This window comes from Companilactobacillus mishanensis (assembly GCF_003946505.1).
Classification (GTDB): Bacteria; Bacillota; Bacilli; order Lactobacillales; family Lactobacillaceae; genus Companilactobacillus; species Companilactobacillus mishanensis.
This window is the reverse complement of sequence record NZ_RHON01000001.1, coordinates 104217-123781: the sequence shown is the minus strand read 5'-3', so window position 1 is coordinate 123781 and position 19565 is coordinate 104217. Positions and strand designations below refer to the sequence as shown.

General features: G+C 36.4%; 17 protein-coding genes. 1 reads left to right on the top strand and 16 read right to left on the bottom strand.

Translation table 11 applies throughout. The features are described 5' to 3' along the window. The first annotated feature begins 148 nt into the window (after window positions 1-148). Complete coding sequence (locus EKM63_RS00615) at window positions 149-1489, top strand: uracil-xanthine permease family protein (RefSeq protein WP_125702683.1); 1341 nt, start codon at window positions 149-151, stop codon at window positions 1487-1489. Window positions 1490-1528: 39 nt separating this feature from the next. Here the strand turns inward: EKM63_RS00615 and EKM63_RS00610 are convergent, their stop codons facing one another. The 16 genes from EKM63_RS00610 to nhaC form a co-directional block, all read right to left on the bottom strand. Beyond that, window positions 1529-2350, bottom strand: a complete 822-nt coding sequence (locus EKM63_RS00610; RefSeq protein WP_125702681.1) for a Cof-type HAD-IIB family hydrolase — start codon at window positions 2348-2350, stop codon at window positions 1529-1531. A 169-nt stretch (window positions 2351-2519) separates the two neighbouring features. After that, window positions 2520-3341: a 2-succinyl-6-hydroxy-2,4-cyclohexadiene-1-carboxylate synthase gene (gene menH / locus EKM63_RS00605; protein WP_225418245.1), complete on the bottom strand. Its 822-nt coding sequence runs from the start codon at window positions 3339-3341 to the stop codon at window positions 2520-2522. Next, window positions 3304-5010, bottom strand: a complete 1707-nt coding sequence (gene menD / locus EKM63_RS00600; RefSeq protein ID WP_125702677.1) for a 2-succinyl-5-enolpyruvyl-6-hydroxy-3-cyclohexene-1-carboxylic-acid synthase — start codon at window positions 5008-5010, stop codon at window positions 3304-3306. Before menD ends, menH begins: the two co-directional genes overlap by 38 nt. Beyond that, window positions 5010-6305 (bottom strand): isochorismate synthase, encoded by a 1296-nt coding sequence (locus EKM63_RS00595; protein ID WP_125702676.1) that lies wholly within the window; start codon window positions 6303-6305, stop codon window positions 5010-5012. The genes menD and EKM63_RS00595 overlap by 1 nt, the downstream gene beginning before the upstream one ends. 66 nt (window positions 6306-6371) lie before the next feature. Further along, window positions 6372-7871 (bottom strand): xylulokinase, encoded by a 1500-nt coding sequence (xylB, locus tag EKM63_RS00590; RefSeq protein WP_125702674.1) that lies wholly within the window; start codon window positions 7869-7871, stop codon window positions 6372-6374. 112 nt (window positions 7872-7983) lie between these two features. Further along, window positions 7984-9492, bottom strand: a complete 1509-nt coding sequence (locus tag EKM63_RS00585) for a YfcC family protein (RefSeq protein ID WP_125702672.1) — start codon at window positions 9490-9492, stop codon at window positions 7984-7986. Window positions 9493-9618: 126 nt separating this feature from the next. Beyond that, the gene (locus EKM63_RS00580) at window positions 9619-10959 is read right to left on the bottom strand and encodes a DUF4097 family beta strand repeat-containing protein (protein ID WP_164504874.1); all 1341 of its coding nucleotides are present in this window, start codon (window positions 10957-10959) and stop codon (window positions 9619-9621) included. Next, on the bottom strand, window positions 10952-11305 hold the full coding sequence (locus tag EKM63_RS00575; protein ID WP_125702668.1) for a PadR family transcriptional regulator: 354 nt from the start codon (window positions 11303-11305) through the stop codon (window positions 10952-10954). The genes EKM63_RS00580 and EKM63_RS00575 overlap by 8 nt, the downstream gene beginning before the upstream one ends. A gap of 214 nt (window positions 11306-11519) precedes the next feature. Then, on the bottom strand, window positions 11520-12653 hold the full coding sequence (locus EKM63_RS00570) for an ArgE/DapE family deacylase (RefSeq protein WP_125702666.1): 1134 nt from the start codon (window positions 12651-12653) through the stop codon (window positions 11520-11522). An 86-nt stretch (window positions 12654-12739) separates the two neighbouring features. Beyond that, the gene (locus EKM63_RS00565) at window positions 12740-13234 is read right to left on the bottom strand and encodes an acyl-CoA thioesterase (protein ID WP_125702664.1); all 495 of its coding nucleotides are present in this window, start codon (window positions 13232-13234) and stop codon (window positions 12740-12742) included. A 99-nt stretch (window positions 13235-13333) separates the two neighbouring features. Further along, the gene (locus tag EKM63_RS00560; protein WP_125702663.1) at window positions 13334-14356 is read right to left on the bottom strand and encodes a quinone-dependent dihydroorotate dehydrogenase; all 1023 of its coding nucleotides are present in this window, start codon (window positions 14354-14356) and stop codon (window positions 13334-13336) included. After that, entirely contained in the window at window positions 14356-14994 is a 639-nt protein-coding gene (gene pyrE, locus EKM63_RS00555) for an orotate phosphoribosyltransferase (RefSeq protein WP_125702660.1), read from the bottom strand. Before pyrE ends, EKM63_RS00560 begins: the two co-directional genes overlap by 1 nt. After that, the gene (gene pyrF, locus EKM63_RS00550; RefSeq protein ID WP_125702658.1) at window positions 14994-15683 is read right to left on the bottom strand and encodes an orotidine-5'-phosphate decarboxylase; all 690 of its coding nucleotides are present in this window, start codon (window positions 15681-15683) and stop codon (window positions 14994-14996) included. The genes pyrE and pyrF overlap by 1 nt, the downstream gene beginning before the upstream one ends. Window positions 15684-15692: 9 nt before the next feature. Next, the gene (locus EKM63_RS00545; RefSeq protein ID WP_125702657.1) at window positions 15693-16967 is read right to left on the bottom strand and encodes a dihydroorotase; all 1275 of its coding nucleotides are present in this window, start codon (window positions 16965-16967) and stop codon (window positions 15693-15695) included. Then, window positions 16927-17871 (bottom strand): aspartate carbamoyltransferase catalytic subunit, encoded by a 945-nt coding sequence (locus EKM63_RS00540; protein ID WP_125702655.1) that lies wholly within the window; start codon window positions 17869-17871, stop codon window positions 16927-16929. The genes EKM63_RS00545 and EKM63_RS00540 overlap by 41 nt, the downstream gene beginning before the upstream one ends. A gap of 254 nt (window positions 17872-18125) precedes the next feature. Next, window positions 18126-19547: a Na+/H+ antiporter NhaC gene (gene nhaC, locus EKM63_RS00535; protein ID WP_125702653.1), complete on the bottom strand. Its 1422-nt coding sequence runs from the start codon at window positions 19545-19547 to the stop codon at window positions 18126-18128. Window positions 19548-19565 lie beyond the last annotated feature (18 nt).

The following is a 19565-nucleotide window of genomic DNA, read 5'->3' as shown; positions in this document are numbered from 1 at the left end:
ATACTATTATCAGTGATATTCTAATATTTATTATAAACAAAGAAGTGATTGATTATCACCTATCAGTATTTTCCACTGACAAGGCGGATTTTTCACCTAAGTTCTCACTTCTCAATATTTATATAAATAAATGAAAAGGAGAACCAAAATGTCCGAAAATAATACCAATCTTTTGGTAGGACCAAACGATAAAGTAGGCTTGGCAGAATCAGGTTTCTTGGGCCTCCAACATGTCCTAGCTATGGATATTTACGTACCACCAATAATACTTGCCGGAATGATGTCAATGAGTCTATCTGGCCAAATGGGCCTGCTTCAGTCCACTTTCTTAGCTGCTGGTATAGGAACGATTCTACAAACTTATGTCTTCATGAAAATGCCAGTATCACAGGGTCCCTCTTTTGTTCCATTGGGAGCTGCTGCCGGTGTGGTTCTAGCATCAGGTGGAGTAAATGGAAACGGAATGGGCACACTGATTGGCTCATTATTAGTTGGAGCAGTAATTTTGATAATTATGGGAGCGACAGGAATCTTCCAAAAAATCATCAATAAATTGGTGCCTGCTTTAGTTGGAGGAACTATTATAACTTGTGTTGGACTTTCACTGATTCCTTCAGCACTTAACGATAATATTTTTGAAGCTAGTGGCAATATCAATAATAATATGATTCTGGCTACCGTCACAGCACTGACACTACTTGTTGCAGTTGGAATAAGCATGCGTTTTCCTAGTGTTAAGCGATTCTTTAGAACTGGATCAATCATTTTAGCGTTAGCCGTTGGTACGATTGTCTCAACAATGATGGGACTTTTTGATTGGAAAACCGTTGCTGACGCATCCTGGGTCAGCCTTCCACAACAAACTGTTTTCCATTATGGAATCCATTTTTCACTTTCGGCAATCGTAACTTTCATTATTATATACGCTGTGATTACTACCGAAACCACAGGAACATGGTTTGCAATGGGTGCCGTGACTAATCACAAAATTTCAAGTAAGCAATGGAATATGGGAATTATTGGCGAAGGAATCAGCTGTCTTGTAGCTGCATTACTTGGTACAACTCCTGTAACCGGATATTCAACTAACGCCGGAGTTATCACCATTACCGGTGTTGCTAGCAAGCGAGTCTTTTTCTTTGCTGGATTATGGTTCATTATTCTGGGATTCTTCAGTAAAGTTGCTGCCTTCTTAGCCGCAATTCCAGCACCAGTAATTGGTGGAGTCTTTGCCATCATTTGTGTAACTATCATGTTGAATGGACTTAATGTGATCCGAAGACTGAATACCACTGATCGAGATATTTATATTATTGGACTCCCAATAATCTTGACCTTAGCGCTGGTATTGTTGCCAAATTCTGTTATTAAAGAATCTCCACAATTATTGCAATATCTACTTGGCTCACCTATTGCGATTGCCGCGATAACTGCAATTTTACTAAATATCTTAATGCCATCGCCGCATAATAAAATGCAATCTATATAAAAAACGTCGATACTCAAAATTTAAGAGTATCGACTTTTTTTATACTATTTCATTTTTCAAAACTTTATCGATCATCCAAGCAACACCATTTTGATCGTTAGTCTTGGTGACATAATCAGCAGATTCTTTGACTTCACTGATTGCATTATCCATCGCTACGCCAAATCCGACACCCTTTAGCATATCAAGATCATTACCATAATCACCGAAACACATAAAATCAGTTATTGGAATTTCAGTTACTGCAGAAATTCTTTGTAAAGCAGACATTTTTGTGACATCAAGAGCATTTATCTCATAATAACTTGCACCTGAACGACTAATGACAACTGGCAGTGAAGTAAATGATTCAATTTTCTTTTTTAATTCAGATAATTTATCTGGATGTGCACTAAAACAAACTTTATAAATCGAAAAATCAGGTTTCTTATTCAGTTTTCTTAAATCAGCTACTGAATCCATCAACACATTATACTTACTGACTCCCTCATAATATGTGGCACCACTTAATTCTGGATCAGTCACATATGTCGAATCTAAACCATCCAGAACTACCTTAAATCCATCTCTTTCAGAACGCATCAACATTTCATCGACAACGCTTGTTGCCATTGGACGGTCACTTATCTTGTTGCCATCTGGATCAAAGATAACTGCACCATTTAATAAAACCATGTAACCATTCGTTTTCAAATCATTCTCAAAAAAGCCCTTAACTGATTGTAAAGTCCTACCTGAGCAAATTGCATATGTTATTCCAGCGTTAACAGCCTTACGGATCGCAACCGAATTCTCCTCAGAAATCTGGCTATGGCTATTAAGTAAGGTACCATCTAAATCAGTACCAATGAACTTGATCATAAATAATCCCCTTAAAATTAATGAAATATAACAGTAGTTTAATATTAACATTTATCATCGAAAAACATAAATTATTTGAAAACTAAATTTAATTTATAATTTTTTGACAAATGCATTAATCAAACATTTTCATTACATTAGACAAGCTTCAACCGTATTAAACTGATGATTATTGAATAATAACTTTATTAAACTCTTCCGGTAATTCAAAATGAACATTATGACCAGCATTTTCAACGATGAAAATTTGAGAATTGTTTATGTGTTGAGATAACCGCTCGCCAATTTGAACAAACTTGGAATCCTTTGCCCCCACAATGATATATACCTTTAAACCACCCAGATTGGAAACTGTTGGCCAATAATTGGGTTGTGAACCAGTCCCCATTTTTAATAAGGAATATGCCACATTATTATGATTTTGATGCAATCTCTGATTGTGCATAAACACAAAACTAGTATCATTAACGTCTTTCTGTGTCTTGAACAACGGCATATTTTCCCAGTATGCAATAAACTCTTCCATACCGAATTTTAATACTTTTTCTGCTAGTTTTGCATCATGATCCTGTCGTATTTTTCGAGCTTGACTATCTTCGATACCGGCGGTGGTACTTTCCAAAATCAGTTTGTTCAATCTTGATTGATACTTCAAAGCATATGCGATGGCGATTCGGCCACCCATTGAATAACCAACCAAATTCATCCTCGTTAATTTTAATTTTGCAAATATACTTTCTAATTCATTTATCTGATTAGCTTGTACAAAATCAGCCTGATCCACATCCTGATTTCGATTTTCACCAAATCCTAATAGATTCAGTTTTAACCATTGGAAATTTGACTCATCAGTTACTCGATCAAAATCATGACTACTACCAAGGAAGCCATGCAAAAATACGTAAACTTCTTGATTTGGATCAGTAATATTTGCTTCGTAGTTATATAGATTCTTATTTACTTTTATCGATAACAAACTGATTGATCTCACTTCCAAATTTTGTTTCCAACATTCGATGTTGTTTCACATTGATGGATCTATCCGACTGAATTTCAATTATTTTTTGTTTGGCATCGTTATCCAGAGCATTGATTACCTGCTGTTTATCAGGAACTTGAAAATAATCGAATCCATACAGAGTCGCAATATCAGCTATCTTCAAATCTTGAGGAGTCCCGAACAATGTCTCAAAATAATCAGTGGCCTTAGATTGTGGTAAAAACGAGAATATCCCTCCACCATTATTGTTACTTACGACGATGGTCATTGGGATCTGGTATCTTTTTGCCATCATTAAACCGTTCATATCGTGGAAGAGTGCAAGATCACCAATAAAAAGGACATTATCCTCACTACCAATACCTGTTGCCATTGCTGTGGAAACTACCCCATCAATACCATTGGCTCCTCTATTACAAAAAATACTTCGAGTTTTCGTTCCTAGATAATAATTTTCAAAGTCACGAATCGGCATACTATTACTCAAAAATATATTGCTTGATTTGGCGATATTATCATCGATAATTTTTGGAATACTCAATTCACTAAATTCGTCGTTTTGAAGTTCATTCTTCTTCCGTTCTGCAAAATTATTCAATTCTATCAATTTCTCAAGATATGCAGGAGAATTATTCAGATTCAAATTAATGATATTTTTGATAAATGACTTTTCTGAACCAGCAACAAAGTTGTTTGTACTTAACGTATAATCATTTGATTCGTGATCCCCAACGTATATAATTTCAGCACTTGAAGACACTTCCTTTAACCAATTGGAAATAGAGGCTGAAACCAACGTACCGCCAAATCTCAAAATCACATCCGGTTTGACGTAATCTAAAATCTCTTTAGTACCAGTCTTTATAATCAAATCGCCATTGTTGATAACGTATTTGCTACCATTTCTAGTGTTTGAAAGTACATCTGCCATAATTGGCCAATTTTGGCTTTCAGCTAATGCCAGCAAGTCTGAATGATAATCTAGTTCCTCGGGACCAGCGATTATCAATACCTTTTTATCAGCCAAAATCTGCTTATAATCTGTAACAACTGACGAATAGTTAGCAGAATTGAAATTAATTTTGGAAACAAGTGGATCTTCACTATCCAAAATTGGCATCAATGGCTTTCTTAAAGGTAAATTGATTTGGACTGGACCCCTTGGGTAATCCAAAGATCGTGCAACTGTTCTCTGTGACTCAAACTCATCATATTTCGACGTTTGTTCAGAATCATCTTGCAAATTTAGGTTAACAAAATATTTCGTATTTCCATGATAGAGATCATTTTGGTTGATTGCTTGTGGAGCACCAATGTTAGATAGCTCGGCAGGTCGATCACTAGTTATTACGACTAAAGGAATATGTGATAATTTTGCCTCAGCTACGGCGGAAGCATATTCTGTTGCAGCAGTCCCAGAAGTACAAATCAAACCGACTGGAATCTTGTTTTTCTTAGCTAATCCCAGCCCAAAAAAGCTGGCGCTTCGTTCATCGACATCGATGTATATGTTTATTTCACTTCTTTGAGTGGCTAATTCTGCCAACAAAAGTACCACTGGTGTGGAACGAGAACCGGGTGAGACGACAAAATTCTTAACACCTTGTTCAAATAATGACAGTAAAAAAATCTTGATATTAGTGGTCATTACGTCGTTCATTATTTACCCTCCAAATATTGTAATAGCTTCAACATCGGTTGTAATTTTAGCTCCGTTTCTGCAAACTCGGAACTGCCAACTGAATCAGGCATGATCCCTGCTCCAGCAAATATTAAAAAATTATTTTTGTTTATGTACATTGATCTTATGCCAACAATCAATTCTGCATTACCTGATAGAGTGATATATCCGATCGGTGCACCAAACATAACTCGCTTACGTGTCTCAAGTTGTGTGATCAACTCCAATGCTTGCTTAGTGGGAAAGCCACCTAATGCTGGCGTTGGATGCATTATCTTGATCAAATCGAAAACATTTTTGTCAGTATTTATCTTTGCATTTATCGGAGTATATAAGTGTTGGACCGTTTGATTCTTTAATATCATCGGAACTTTTGAACTTTCAATATCATCACTAAAAGATTTTATTTTTGAAAGTATTTCAGTCGCAACAATACTATGCTCAGCACGATTTTTTTCATCTTTATACAATTCTAAAGACAATTTATCATCAGAAAGTTGACTGTCACCACGCTTGATTGTTCCTGCTACAGCAGCTGTGGAGAAATCTTTGTCTTCAAGCTTGAAAAGCCTTTCTGGTGTGGCGCTCACAAACATTTGGTCTTTTATTTTCAAAATAAAATGATACGTATTGCGATTAAGTGCCTGCAGACCCTTCAACAACTTATTAGAATCAATTTGTCCATCTAATATTCCCTCAGAAAAACGCCCCAATACAACCTTTTTCAAAATTTCATCTTGAGAAATTTTTCCAGCAAGTTCGTCAACTGTCTTTGCCCAATCTGGTGAATCATTTCGTTTTGTAAAAGATCGTAGAGTCGAACTAGATCCATCCATACGCATAATTTTGTCGAGGGCATCTTCAAGCTTATCGCCAGAAAATCCGTGTTCTCTAATCTCTGAAATAACAACTTTATCACTCGATATTTTGATGATTATTCTAGGTAATACAAATACACCACCAGACCAGTTTTGCCAAAACTTTGATTTTTCAGAGAATTGGTAAAACGAAAATCCACCGATAACTGCAATACTATTTAAATCAGTTTTCTTTGGTAGTTGTTTCTGTATATTTAAAAACCAATCACGAACTACATCAAAAGAATTTTGAACAGAATCGGGATTGATCCTACTCGTACTCCCTATTCCGATCCACTTAGTTTGTTCATCACTTGATTCGAAGAAGCTAAATATTTCTTGATTAACCGCAGCATCGATAAGTTTTTGTAGTTTATCTTTGCTCCAATTGACTCTTATTTGCCTGACGTTCAACATGAATTTCACTCCACTTTAATGTGTAACAAGAAAAAAAGTTGAGAATTTCACTCTCAACCCTTTAGTCTAGTCATTATTTCTAAAATCAATCAGTTCATGATTCATTTCTTTAGTTTGTGCATATATTTGAGAATAAATTTTATATAGCTCTTTGTATCGGTCAGCTTTTTCTGGCTCAGGCCAATAGCTCTTACCTTTTTTGATAAATTTATCTGCACACTCATGAAGATCACTAAACCATTTTACCCCAACAGCAGCTATCATGGCTGCTCCGAGTCCTGGTCCTTGTTCATTTTCGATTGTCGATACTTTTGTATTAAAGACATTAGCTTGAATCTGCAACCATAGTGGGCTCTTTGCTCCACCACCGATTGAATAAACTGTGTCAAATTTTTCACCATGCTCATGATAGATCTTCAAGATATCTTCGTATGAGAAAATAACACCCTCAAGTACTGCTCGTACAAAATCAGCTTTATTATTTTTACTTGAAACTCCGATGAAACTTCCACGAATCTTACTATCAGCATAAGGTGTACGTTCACCAACAATATAAGGAGTGAATAATAGTCCATGTGCACCAACTTGTGACTCACCGGCTAATTTGACAAACTCTTCCATACTCATTGACTCACCAAAATTATCGTGAAGCCATGACAAACTGTGTCCCGCTGCAAGTGTCACACCCATCGAATAATATTTATCTGGAATAGCGTGATTGAAAAAATGCAACTTTCCACCATAATCACGAATGCTGTCTTCATGTTTGAGGACAACTCCAGAGGTACCAGTACTTATCATGACTTTACTCTCATCCATGATACCTGCACCGATTGCACCAGCAGCATTATCTGCAGCGCCGGCAATCACACGAGTGTTCATCGACATCCCTGAGAATTTAGAGTAATGTTCACTAATTTTGCCGACTTCATCGATGGAACTTACTAATTTAGGACAAATATCAATGTTAAGTCCTAATTTGTCACAAATTTCTTTGCTCCAAGTTTTGTTTTCTACATCTAATAAGACTGTTCCGGCAGCATCTGAATATTCCATGCTGATATCTCCAGTCATTCTGAAACGTAGATAGTCTTTTGGTAGTAAGAAAGTTTTAGCTTGCGCAAAAATCTTTGGCTCATTTTCTTTGACCCATAATATTTTTGGTAAAGTAAATCCTTCTAAAGGTCTATTGCGAGTGATCTTTAAAAAGTCGTCACCACAAATATCCATAATTTCTTTACATTGTTCAGTTGTACGTGTGTCATCCCATAGAATTGCTGGACGTAAAACAGCATTATGTTTATCCATTAATACTAGTCCATGCATTTGACCAGAGAAACTTACACCTTCAACATCATTTAAATCAATATGATCTTTTAATGCTAAGTTGACGATCGCAACTGTGGTGGCAGTGACCCATTCTTCTGGATCCTGTTCGGAATATCCAGGTTGCTCCTGATCGACAGACAAATCTGAACTTTCCTGTGATACTATGTCTCCTTCTTTATTCATTACTGAAACTTTTACAGAACTGGTTCCAAGATCAATTCCCATTACATAATTCATTTAGTATATAACTCCTCAAAAAAAGACTAGACACAATAATAGTCTAGTCTTTACTTTTTATGTTATTCATAGTGTATAACATATAGCTAACTAACACAAAGTTGTTAACTGATTATAATTTAAAAATTGAACAAACTGCTAAAAATACACAAGTAAATACAAATAAAATTGCTAATAGTTTCCAAATATATTTGACCCAAGTGACAATGCTGATATGACCAACTGCCAAAGATCCCATAACAATTGCAGAAGTTGGTGTAATCAAATTAACAAAGCCTGAGGCTGATTGAAATGCAGTAACTACCAATGAACCACTGACTCCAGAAAACCTTCCTAGAGGTCCCATGATACCCATTGTGGCAGCTGCACAACCTGAACTAGATGGAATCAAAAATGACATTGGAATATAGAATATATATGTCAAAATGATGAAAATAGATGAGGATAATCCATGTAGTCCAATTTCTCCAGCGTGCAATACTGTAGCTGTGATATTACCATCATTCATAATAACTTGGACACCACGAGCAACTGCAACGATCATTGCCACACTAATGAAGTCTTGCATACCAGTCAAGAAACTACTGATAAAATCAACTTCACGCATATGGAAAATAAACATAATTAATATAGAACCAATAATAAATAAAGTAGTAATTTCAGTAAAATACCAATTACCAAGTGGAATCAAACTTTTCCCAACAAACGCTCCTAAGAATGGCGTATGAGTAATTGAATGATTCAAATGTTCAAAGAACGTCAAATTCTTATTTAAACTGGTCCAAGGAATCAAACTAGTTATCATCACGACAAAGGTCAAAATAAATACTACTAGAACAGCCTTTTGACGACCAGTTAATTTATCAGCAATTTTCTCACTTCTATTACCGAATTCTTCCAAGTTCTTTTGGCGACGTGCGAAAACATATGATTTAGAAGGATCATTTTTTACCTTTGAAGCATAGTGCATGACAAAAATCACAGAAATGATCAACGTCAAAACTAAGAATATCAATCTGGGAAAAATTCCATCACCAGGTGATATATGAATGGTTTCTGAAGCTACACCAGTTGCAAATGGGTTGACGGTCGAAGCCATACAGCCAATTTGCGAACCAATCAAAGATATCGACACCGCTGTAATGGTATCGTACCCGACACTGACAATAATAGGGATTAAAATTGGCACAAAAGCGATGGTTTCTTCACCCATACCAAAAGTTGTTCCCCCAATAGCAAACAATGTCATCAAAAATGGAATCAGAATTTTTTCTTGACCGGCATATTTTTTAACGATAGACCCGATCCCATCGTCTAACATTCTGGTTTCAGTCGTGACTCCCAAGAAACCACCGATAACCAAAATAAACAGCGAAACTGATATTGCTCCATCAGTCGTTTTAGTACCGACCATACCATTTACTGGAGCCTCAAAAATATTCCATAATCCTTGGGGATTACTTGCAATACTTTTGTATGTACCAGAAATAACGTTCCCTGCCTTAGTCGTCTCATATTGACCAGCTGGAATTATCCATGTCAAAATTGCAACGACAATTAATAGGAAAAATAAAATGGTGAACGCTGACGGCATTCTCCATCTTCTTTTTGCAATTTCCATTATTCTCTCCCCTAACCTTACAATGTTATTAGAATAATGGTTATTTACAAAAAACACAATACTACCATGAGAATTTCTTTAATGAAAGTGTGTTACGTTAAGAGTTTACTAATAATATAAAATCATTTATTTCATATTAATTGCTCCAGAAGCAGCTTTCACAATTATTGAGTGTAGTGGATCAGATCCAATGCTTCCATCTTTGTAAGACTGGACATCATGATCAAGTACAGCAAAACTTGGAACTTTAACTGTCCCTGATTTGGCAGATAAATCAAATTTAAAATTATCCAAAAGACTAGTATCCAATTTTACCAAACCACTTTTTGAGCTGATATTAACATCATCTGTTAGTTCATGAACGCTCATGACTAAGGATCCCGAATGGAGATTTATCTTACCAGCTCCATTAAACGCATGACCATGGATTGATCCACTATGAGCATCTAAATCAATTTCATTACTGAATAACTTATCAAACTTAATAGATCCAGAATGAACATTCATTTTTAACAAATCAGTTGCTTTAACATTATTTAGACGAACAGAACCTGACTTAGCTTTAACAGCCAAATTGTCCACTTCAATATTCTCTGCCTTGAAACTACCACTATGTAGAGTTGCTTTAACACCTTCAAGTCCTGTGATTCCCGACATTACAATGTTTCCTGAATAATTGAGCAAACGTAAACGACCAATAAATTCTTTTGGAAGTAACAATTGAACTCTGACTCTTAATGGAAGAAACTTCGGATAAGCTCCATTTTTGATTGTTAAATCATCATCCACTACTCCAATTTGAGCATAATATTTATCATTATCTCGAGACATGTATTCTCTCAATACAATTTTGTCAGTTTTAGATGGCAAAATTGTTAATTTGACCTGACTATAATCAACATCAATATTGTCTATCTCATCGGCGCTGAATTCCCTTTTATTGACCAAATTCAATGATTCAACATAAACCTCAGTGTTTACTGAAGCATCAAACTGATTGTCAAAGTTATCGAAATAATCCTCTTTTGATTCCTTGGAAGGCTTATCTTCCGTTCTGATTCCATCACTATCAATAGTAAGTTTGCCTAATTTAACGCCATTGTTGTCAGCTTTAAAAAACTTACCTTGGTTGATCGACACGCCATGATCGTCAATATTTAAAAGTTTGCCATCATTGATACGGACACCATTATCATCAATATCTAATTTATAGGATTTTTTAGAACCATGATGTTTGTCACTGTTTTCATTGATTTGATCAATCAAGTCGTCAATATCTCCGAAATTATCAAAAGCATTATCAACAGCTTGCTCAGGAGTTGAGCCAGCTTTAACCTTGTCCTCAGCCGAAGCTAAAAGATCAGATTGAAGTTCATCAGAAAGTTCCTTCAAATCTGGAGTTGATTCATATGAATCAAAAATATCTGCTAATTTATCTGAAATTAATTTATTGATTTCGTTATTCATTTGTATCATCAATCCTTCCAACTATTAAGTGATCAATAATGACCTTGGCAAAATTCCATTCTTTGATTTTGCTATCAAGCGTTTCTTTACCTTGATCAGTAATTCGATAATATTTTCTTCGTCCACCCTGAGATTCATCACCCCAGTAACTACTAATATCACCATTTTTTTCTAAACGCCTAAAAACCGTATAGAGAGTAGCTTCATTCAATTCATATTGATTGTCACTTAATTTTTTTACAGTTTTCGATATTTCATAACCATAGTTATCGCCCTGACTCAGAATGTTCAAAACGATGGTATTGGTATGACCACGAATAATATCTTTAGAAATATCAGTTTTCATCTCATCACTTCTTTGCTTTTCGATGATATAAATGTAACACCAATTACTTTGCGTGTCAAAGTAATTTATAAAATCACATACTTTTTATTCCAATTAATTTATTTAATAAATATACTCTACACAAAAAAAGCTGAAAACAAAAGTTTTCAACCTTCTCGTATATTTCAACAAACAAAAAATATCCCGGACCATTTTAGACGGATGAAGTGGCAGATCAGTTCAAATAACGACTTGCTATCTCCTTATATATATCAATAAAATTCAAGTACATATCTTTAGGAACAGACTCATCAATTTTATGCATAGTAGCATTACCAGGTCCAGAAATGACCATATCATAGTCATCAGGCTTCCCATCCAAGAACATGGCCGCATCAGTGGTACCGGCAATACCAACCCTTTGGACGTTATCACCAAAGTATTTCTTGGTAATAGACTCAGTAAGCTTAATTATTTCAGAATTCTTACCTGCTTTAACACTTGGTAAATTCATCATTATTTCTAATTTCAAATCATTGTCACTTTGCTTATTGATATCGTTGATAATTCCATTAACTTTCGTCAAAACTTTTTCATTATCATAATCTGGTACCGTTCTGAAATTCATTTCTGCCTGTGCAGATCCAGGGATGGCATTGACTTGAGTACCACCTTCAATGGTCGTGATGTTAAAAATAAAGTCGCCCAATTCTGGATCACTTGCACCAGTATTCTTAAATGTATCTGTGGCTTGTTCGAGGAATTTCAGTAAGGGTTCGATTGCATTGAATCCTTCATCTGGCATCGAAGAATGTGCTGCCTTTCCAGTCGAAGTTACTCGAATATCTAATGAACCCATATGTGTGTATACAAGATAATATGCAGAAGGTTCACCAATTACTAGTGCATCTACATCTTTCATATAACCTTCATCAGTCAATTGCTTGGCACCGTATTCACCCACTTCTTCAGCAATTGTGGCTAGCAAGCGAACTCGACCATTTAGTTTCACGCCACTCTCTTTCAGTTCAATCATTGCAATGACCATGGCAGCTAATCCAGATTTCATATCAGTCGCACCACGTCCATACAATTCATTGCCCTTCTCGGTCAGCTTAAATGGATCATATGTCCAGCCATCTCCAGCCATGACGGTATCCATATGGCCAGAAAATGCCAAAATCTTATCACCGTCACCAATTTCAGCTACCAAGTTAGCTCGATTACCCTTATATGGGATTATTTCAGAGAAAATTCCGTGATCATTAAAAAGTCCTTTGATATACTCAGCAACATCTTTTTCATTATCATTAACTGATTTGATCGATACCAGTTTTGATAAAATATTTAGCTTTTCTGCTTCATCCATAAAAACTACTTCCTTTCCTTATATTATTGATTGTAACACCGCTTACATTGTGGAAATTAAAAAAGCCAGCATCCGCTGGCTACACTTTATAATTCTAAATGGTTTAAAAATTCATGACGATTTTGATGTGCGATACGTCTTTCTTGAACTCGCTCAGACCAACCAGAACAGAGATATTTCTCTTCATCAGTTTCGGGCACAATAGTGTCAAAATCAACTTCACCGAATTCTTTGAGGGTGACCATTGTACAAAAACTAGTAAAAGCAATTATTGGTTGTTTAGTGGCAACATCATAGGTAGTAATTTTTGAGAATACCTCAATTGCACGATGAGCTGCCCCAGTAACATAAGATTGAAGGCGAATATAATCACGGGGAGTGATAGGACTCCAAAAATTCATGTGATCATAACTTGCAGTCACAACTTTAGCATTCGTGTACTTAAAAGCCGCCAAACCTGCATTTTCATCGAGTAAACTTAATGTTTTCCCACCAAATAACGTACCCTTATCATTCATATCGCCATCAAAGATGATTCTGTCACTAATTGCTCTAGTTTGATCACAAGTTACTTCACTCATATTTTCTCCTCGAAACCCACGTTTATTATTCGTCTATTTTAGCAATAACTAACAAATTCAGCAAAACAAAAAAGACACATCACTGTGTCCCCTAAAACATTATTTAACAAATTTGAGAATCTTATTTTCAGATAATCCTCGATTGATATGTTCGATTTGAGATGGTCCGTTATAAATAAATCCTGTATATACTTGTACTAAAACTGCTCCAGCATTTAATGCTGCCTGAGCATCCTCAGTCGTGAATACTCCACCGGAGAATATCACTGGTAATTCATCCCCATATTTAGCAAATACAGCTTCGGTCAGTCCTAATGATTTCTTCAAAAGTGGCTTACCGCTGAGTCCACCCTTTTCAAATTTATTCTTAGAATGTAAATTGTCTCGACTTGTACTTGTGTTTGACAAGATAACGCCATCCATTAAATGACTGGTTTCTGACAATATTGAAAGTAATTCGTCAGATGTCAAATCACTACTGAATTTACAAAATACAGGTTCATCGATCATCAAATTACTAACTTTACCCAGCAAATCGATCAAAATATCTGGTTTTTGCAGGCTCATTACTCCAACTTGATTTGGGCAACTGAGGTTAAGTGCGACATAATCCGCTTGATCATGAATTATTTCAACATCGTCAACCATTTCTTGAATCATTTGGTCAGTTGTCAAACCGTGACCTGGAGCGATACTGATTCCAATCACAGTATCATGTTTACAATCAGCTAAACGCTCTTTAACGACTTCAACACCATCGTTATTCAATCCCATTCGATTGATAATAGCTTGATCTTCAGGTAATCTAAAAATTCTTTTCTTAGGATTACCATTTTGTGGATTCCTAGTAACACTACCCACTTCCACGAAACCGGCACCTAATCCACCTAAACTATTGAAAAACTGACCATTTTTGTCAAATCCAGCAGCAATTCCTATCGGAGAACTGAAGTGAACTCCTTTTACGTCGACTCCTAAACTTTCACGATTTTTCGAATAAAACATCGTACTCAACAATTTGGAACGACGATTAAATATCTTCAAACCATTAGCAACTAAATGATGGTCGATTTCTGGATCGACCGCAAAAATCAATGGACGTGCCATTTGATACCAGTCCATTACTTACACCAGCCTTCAGGATCCTTATACCATTGATGTAAGAGATCCATATCTTCAGACTCTACATAACCTAAACTCTGGGCCATTTCTATCATGACAGGATAATTCGTCAAAGTCTTTAAAGTTGTCTCATGCATTTCAAAATTTTTATCAGCTTCTGGTAAATTATAGGTAAAAATTGCTGCCGTACCAACGACTTCAGCACCAGCATCTCTTATAACATCAACCGCTTGTAAAACACTACCACCAGTTGAGATCAAGTCGTCAATAACTACTACCTTATCGCCTTTTTGGCAACGACCTTCAATTTGTCTTTTAGTCCCATGACCCTTTGGCTTTGAACGCACATAATTCAAAGGTAGATTCAAAATATTAGCAACACCCGTTGAATGTGGAATTCCAGCTGTGGCAACACCACTGATGACATTGGCTTCAGGATAATTTTCTTTGATCAAATCAGCCAAGTCCTTAGCGATTTGTTGGCGGAAATCTGGGTAAGCAATCGTCAATCTATTATCTGTATAAATCGGTGACTTAATACCACTGATCCATGTGAATGGCTCCTTGGGACTAAACTTGACCGCCTTGATTTTTAGTAATTGACTAGCAATACTTTCAGCAACTTTTTTATTTTCCATTATTTCCACTCCTCAGAAATATCGTTATAAGCATTGAATCCATCATCAGCTTGAGTAATTGGACGTCCAACGACAATCGCATCACTACCTAACTCTTTGGCCTTCGCAGGTGTAGCAACACGTTTTTGGTCACCGACTTGTGCTGATTTTGGTCTGATACCTGGTGTCACACATAGAAAATCATTTCCAGTTGCTTCTTTGATCAAAGGTACTTCTAAGGCTGAAGAAATAACTCCGTCAGCACCGTTTTCGTATGCTAGTTTTGCTAGATGTGTAACATAATCCTGTGATTGTAGTGGAATCTGTAATTCGTTTTCCAATTCATCCTGACCTAAAGATGTTAACTGAGTAACCGCCAATAATTTGGTATCACTATTAGCTAAGCCTTCCTTGGCTGCAGCAATCATTTCTGAGCCACCACTGGCGTGGACGGTCAACATTTGCACATCCCATTTAGCAATCATTTCACAGGTTCTTCTAACCGTGTTAGGAATATCATGAAGTTTTAAATCCAAGAAAATTTTGTAACCTCTATTTCTCAAACTTCTAACAAATGGATACCCAAATTGACAGAACATTTCGAGACCAATTTTCAAAAATAGATCTGTGTCTTTAGGAAACTGGCTCAAAAATTCAATACATTCAAAATCATCTGCAAAATCTAACGCAACAATAACTGGCTTTGTCATACATTTCTCCTATTTCTTTTCGTATACGCACTTTCCGGCTACGAAAGTCTTTTCGATCAATCCATTTACCTCATCACCGATGAACGGACTGTTAACACCTTTGGATAGAAAATCCTGTTCTTTTATCTCATATGTAGAATCTAAATCAATAATTGTGAAATCAGCTGGACGACCGATTTCAATTTTCCCAGCATTACGTAAATTGAATACATCAGCCGGTTTTGTTGCCATCAAATCAAGAAGATATTCTAAACTGATAATTCCAGTCTCAACGAAATTCGAGTACATGAGTGGAAATGATGTTTCGATTCCCGTGATTCCAAATGCACTCTTCAGGAATCCCTTATTCTTCTCATCTTTAGCATGTGGAGCATGATCAGTTGCAACCATGTCTATCGTACCATCTTTGAGGCCCTCAACTAGGGCGAGTCTATCATTTTCAGTTCTTAATGGAGGATTCATTTTGAAATTTGCATCATCTGCTTGAATATTTTTATCACTCAAAATCAAATGATGTGGACTAGCTTCAGCTGTGACATTAATACCAGCATCTTTGGCTAATCTGACCAACTGGACACTGTCTGCTGTAGAAATGTGGCAAACATGATAATGTACCCCGGTATCCTTTGCTAATAGAATATCTCTGGCCAATTGTGAGGTCTCTGCAGCTTGATTGATTGCAGGTAATCCCAATCTTGTGGATATTTTACTACGATTGATCACGCCATGATTGAATAAACTCTGATCTTCAACGTGCGCACATAAGTGACTATTGATAGCAGCAATTCGTTCCATTGCAGTGAACATTGTCTGTGCGATGTCAATTCCGTGACCATCATTCGAGAATGCAAAAGCACCTAATTTCGCCAGATCCTCGATCGGACTCAACTCTGTACTGATCTCATCGAGTGTGACTGGGGCATATTGTAAGGTATTGATCAACGACTCACTGTTATTCAGTTCAACCTGTTTTGAAAATTTTTCAACGTCATCAGGCACTGGTGTGACATTAGGCATCGCTCCAACAGTCGTAAAACCACCATGTGCTGAAGCCAATGTTCCAGTTTGAATCGTTTCTTTGTGAGTTTGACCTGGTTCTCTAAAATGAACGTGAACGTCGACTAACCCAGGTGCCACCAACTTGCCTTCAGCGTTAATAACAGAATCTGCATTTGGTTCGATAGAATCTTTCACTTGCGAAAACTTTCCATCTTCAATCAGTAAATCTTGCTTTGAAATTTTATTATCGTAATATAGCTTGGCGTTTTGTATTAATGTTCTCATCTGAAGTATCTTCTCCTTTTAGAACTGCTTCGATCATTGCCATTCTCATGAATACACCATTTTGCATTTGCTTGAAAATATATGATTTGTCACATTCAACAACATCGTCAGCAATTTCAACTCCGCGGTTGACTGGAGCTGGATGCATGATCATGGCATCTTCTCTCATCATATCGACTCTTCTCATGTCCAAACCAAATTCTTTGAAGTAATCTTCTTTAGAAAAAGCTTTATTTTCATCAGCTGAAAGACGTTCGTGTTGAACTCTGAGTAACATTACAACATCCATTTCACGACATAGATCATCAACATCCATGTGAGGTCCGATTTCGGCAAATTCTGGTGTGTACCAAGAATCAAGTCCACCGAAACTAACCTCTGCACCTAATCTAGTTAAAATCTCAGCATTAGAATGGGCAACACGTGAATGGCTCAAATCACCAATAATACCTACTTTTAATCCTTCAAATTGTCCAAAGTGTTCAGCAATAGTCATCATGTCTAAAAGTGATTGTGAGGGATGTTGGCCAGTACCATCACCAGCGTTGATAAGATGAATGTTTAAATCATGTTTTAACAATTCGTTGTAAAATTCATCTTCGCTGTGACGTATTACAGCAACACTAGCACCGATACTCTCGATAGTTTTGACCGTATCATACAATGTTTCGCCTTTAGTAGTTGAAGAAGTTGAAGCATCGAATGCAATTTCTCGCATACCCAAATTCATTTCGGCTACTTGAAAACTGGATTTTGTTCGGGTGCTGTTTTCAAAGAATAAGTTCATCGCATATTTATTCATCCCAGCATCGGATTTTTCACCGGCCTTGAAACCCATTGCGCTATCGATAAGGTCGTAGACTTCTTGATTCGAAAATTGTGACATAGAAAGTATATTTTTCATTGTTTTCCTCCAAATAAAAAGGACTCCAGCCAGTCCTGGAGTCCTCAAGATAGACTTTCGTCCATCGATAAATCTTTGAGACCTCACAGGATCTGATTAAAAATTCTTTTATTATTATTTTTTGTAAACAAAAAACTTCCTATCCCACAAGGTTAGGAAGTTTACACTTTTAGTCAAAATGTATAGAACCTTCCAAGCCTCACAGGACTTGATTAAAAGTTTTCGTTGAAATAAATATAGTGGAATTCATGACATTAGTCAAGTTGTTTAGACACATTACCCACTACTTTTTTGTCATCATTCTTGGCAACTTTGTAACGGTTACCAAAGATAAATCCGAAGATGACAGTTAATAATGGATTTAACCAAACGTAGAATGCGAATGGAATAAATACTAATGGACTAACTCCCAAGATCCCGGCGATAAAAATACCGCTGACACCCCATGGAACCAGCGCATTGATATCAGCACCACCTGTTGCTAAGACACGTGACAAGTATTGAGGTTCAATACCCTGTTCAGCGAAGTTCTTTCTGAAAGTAGTTCCCGGCAAGATAATTGAAATGTATTGCTCACCAACTAGGAAGTTGACACCAATAGCACTGATGATCGAAGCTGAGATCAATTTTCCAGGAGTATTGACTTGATCTCTTAACTTACCGATCAAATTGTCAACAACACCAAGTTTTAACAAAACACCGCCTAATGTTAAGGCACAAAGAATCAAAGAAATACTGTCTAACATACTTGAAACTCCACCGCCACTAACAATCGCATTGATTTGTTTATCAGAAGTATTCAATTTGAAGCCGGTCATTATTTGATTACTTATAGTTGAAAATGATGGATGATCGATGAATATGTGCATAACGATTGCAGTGATTGCACCCGACAATAATGTTGGGATGGCAGGTACCTGCAGAGCTGCACACAAAATCAAAACGGCAATCGGTATCAACATCCATGGTGAAACGAAGAAGTTACTTTCCAATGCATTAATAATGTGATGAACTGAAGACATGTTTGGATTAGTTCCACTGTGACCAGCAAACAAAAAGATGACAGCTGTAACTACTGCTGAAATCAAAGCCGTATGAGAAATAGTTCTGATATGATCAAAAACATTTCTAACTCCGGCAATACCAGTTGATAAATTAGTTGTTCCTGAAAGTGGAGACATATTATTACCAAATAGTGCTCCAGATACTATCGAACCAGCCGTTAAGGCTACATTGATACCCATTACTTGTCCAATACCCATAAAGACAATACCAAGTGTTGAAATAGTGGTAAATGAGCTACCCACGATAACTCCAACTAAACAGCAGCTGACAAATACTGTAAACAAGAAGAAACGAGCATTCAATAATTCAAGTCCATAAACCATGATGGTCGGTATTACACCAGACATGAGCCAGGCGGCCACTAATACCCCGATCATAATAAAAATAATCATCGGAATAATACCTGGTTTAACACCATCAATTATTCCATCTTGAAGTTCATTCCAAGAGAATCCACGAAATTTTCCGTAAAATAACAATAATGTAAATGTTAATAGAATCGGAATTTGTGGGGTCATTTTTAATTTGATCATCATTGTTCCTAAAATTAGAAACATGACTAACATAATTATTAAACTTTCCCAAAATGATAATCGACTTGCTTTTTTCATATCTGCCATCGCCTTAGT

Coding starts and splice junctions, on each gene's coding strand:
- EKM63_RS00560 (WP_125702663.1), bottom strand. CDS start 14,356: ATGGACTGGTATCAAATGGCACGTCCATTGATTTTTGCGGTCGATCCA.
- nhaC (WP_125702653.1), bottom strand. CDS start 19,547: ATGAAAAAAGCAAGTCGATTATCATTTTGGGAAAGTTTAATAATTATG.
- EKM63_RS00570 (WP_125702666.1), bottom strand. CDS start 12,653: ATGGATGAAGCAGAAAAGCTAAATATTTTATCAAAACTGGTATCGATC.
- EKM63_RS00595 (WP_125702676.1), bottom strand. CDS start 6,305: ATGTTGAACGTCAGGCAAATAAGAGTCAATTGGAGCAAAGATAAACTA.
- EKM63_RS00545 (WP_125702657.1), bottom strand. CDS start 16,967: ATGAGAACATTAATACAAAACGCCAAGCTATATTACGATAATAAAATT.
- EKM63_RS00565 (WP_125702664.1), bottom strand. CDS start 13,234: ATGAGTGAAGTAACTTGTGATCAAACTAGAGCAATTAGTGACAGAATC.
- EKM63_RS00610 (WP_125702681.1), bottom strand. CDS start 2,350: ATGATCAAGTTCATTGGTACTGATTTAGATGGTACCTTACTTAATAGC.
- pyrE (WP_125702660.1), bottom strand. CDS start 14,994: ATGGAAAATAAAAAAGTTGCTGAAAGTATTGCTAGTCAATTACTAAAA.
- xylB (WP_125702674.1), bottom strand. CDS start 7,871: ATGAATTATGTAATGGGAATTGATCTTGGAACCAGTTCTGTAAAAGTT.
- EKM63_RS00580 (WP_164504874.1), bottom strand. CDS start 10,959: ATGAATAACGAAATCAATAAATTAATTTCAGATAAATTAGCAGATATT.
- EKM63_RS00585 (WP_125702672.1), bottom strand. CDS start 9,492: ATGGAAATTGCAAAAAGAAGATGGAGAATGCCGTCAGCGTTCACCATT.
- EKM63_RS00615 (WP_125702683.1), top strand. CDS start 149: ATGTCCGAAAATAATACCAATCTTTTGGTAGGACCAAACGATAAAGTA.
- EKM63_RS00540 (WP_125702655.1), bottom strand. CDS start 17,871: ATGAAAAATATACTTTCTATGTCACAATTTTCGAATCAAGAAGTCTAC.
- menD (WP_125702677.1), bottom strand. CDS start 5,010: ATGAACGACGTAATGACCACTAATATCAAGATTTTTTTACTGTCATTA.
- pyrF (WP_125702658.1), bottom strand. CDS start 15,683: ATGACAAAGCCAGTTATTGTTGCGTTAGATTTTGCAGATGATTTTGAA.
- EKM63_RS00575 (WP_125702668.1), bottom strand. CDS start 11,305: ATGAAAACTGATATTTCTAAAGATATTATTCGTGGTCATACCAATACC.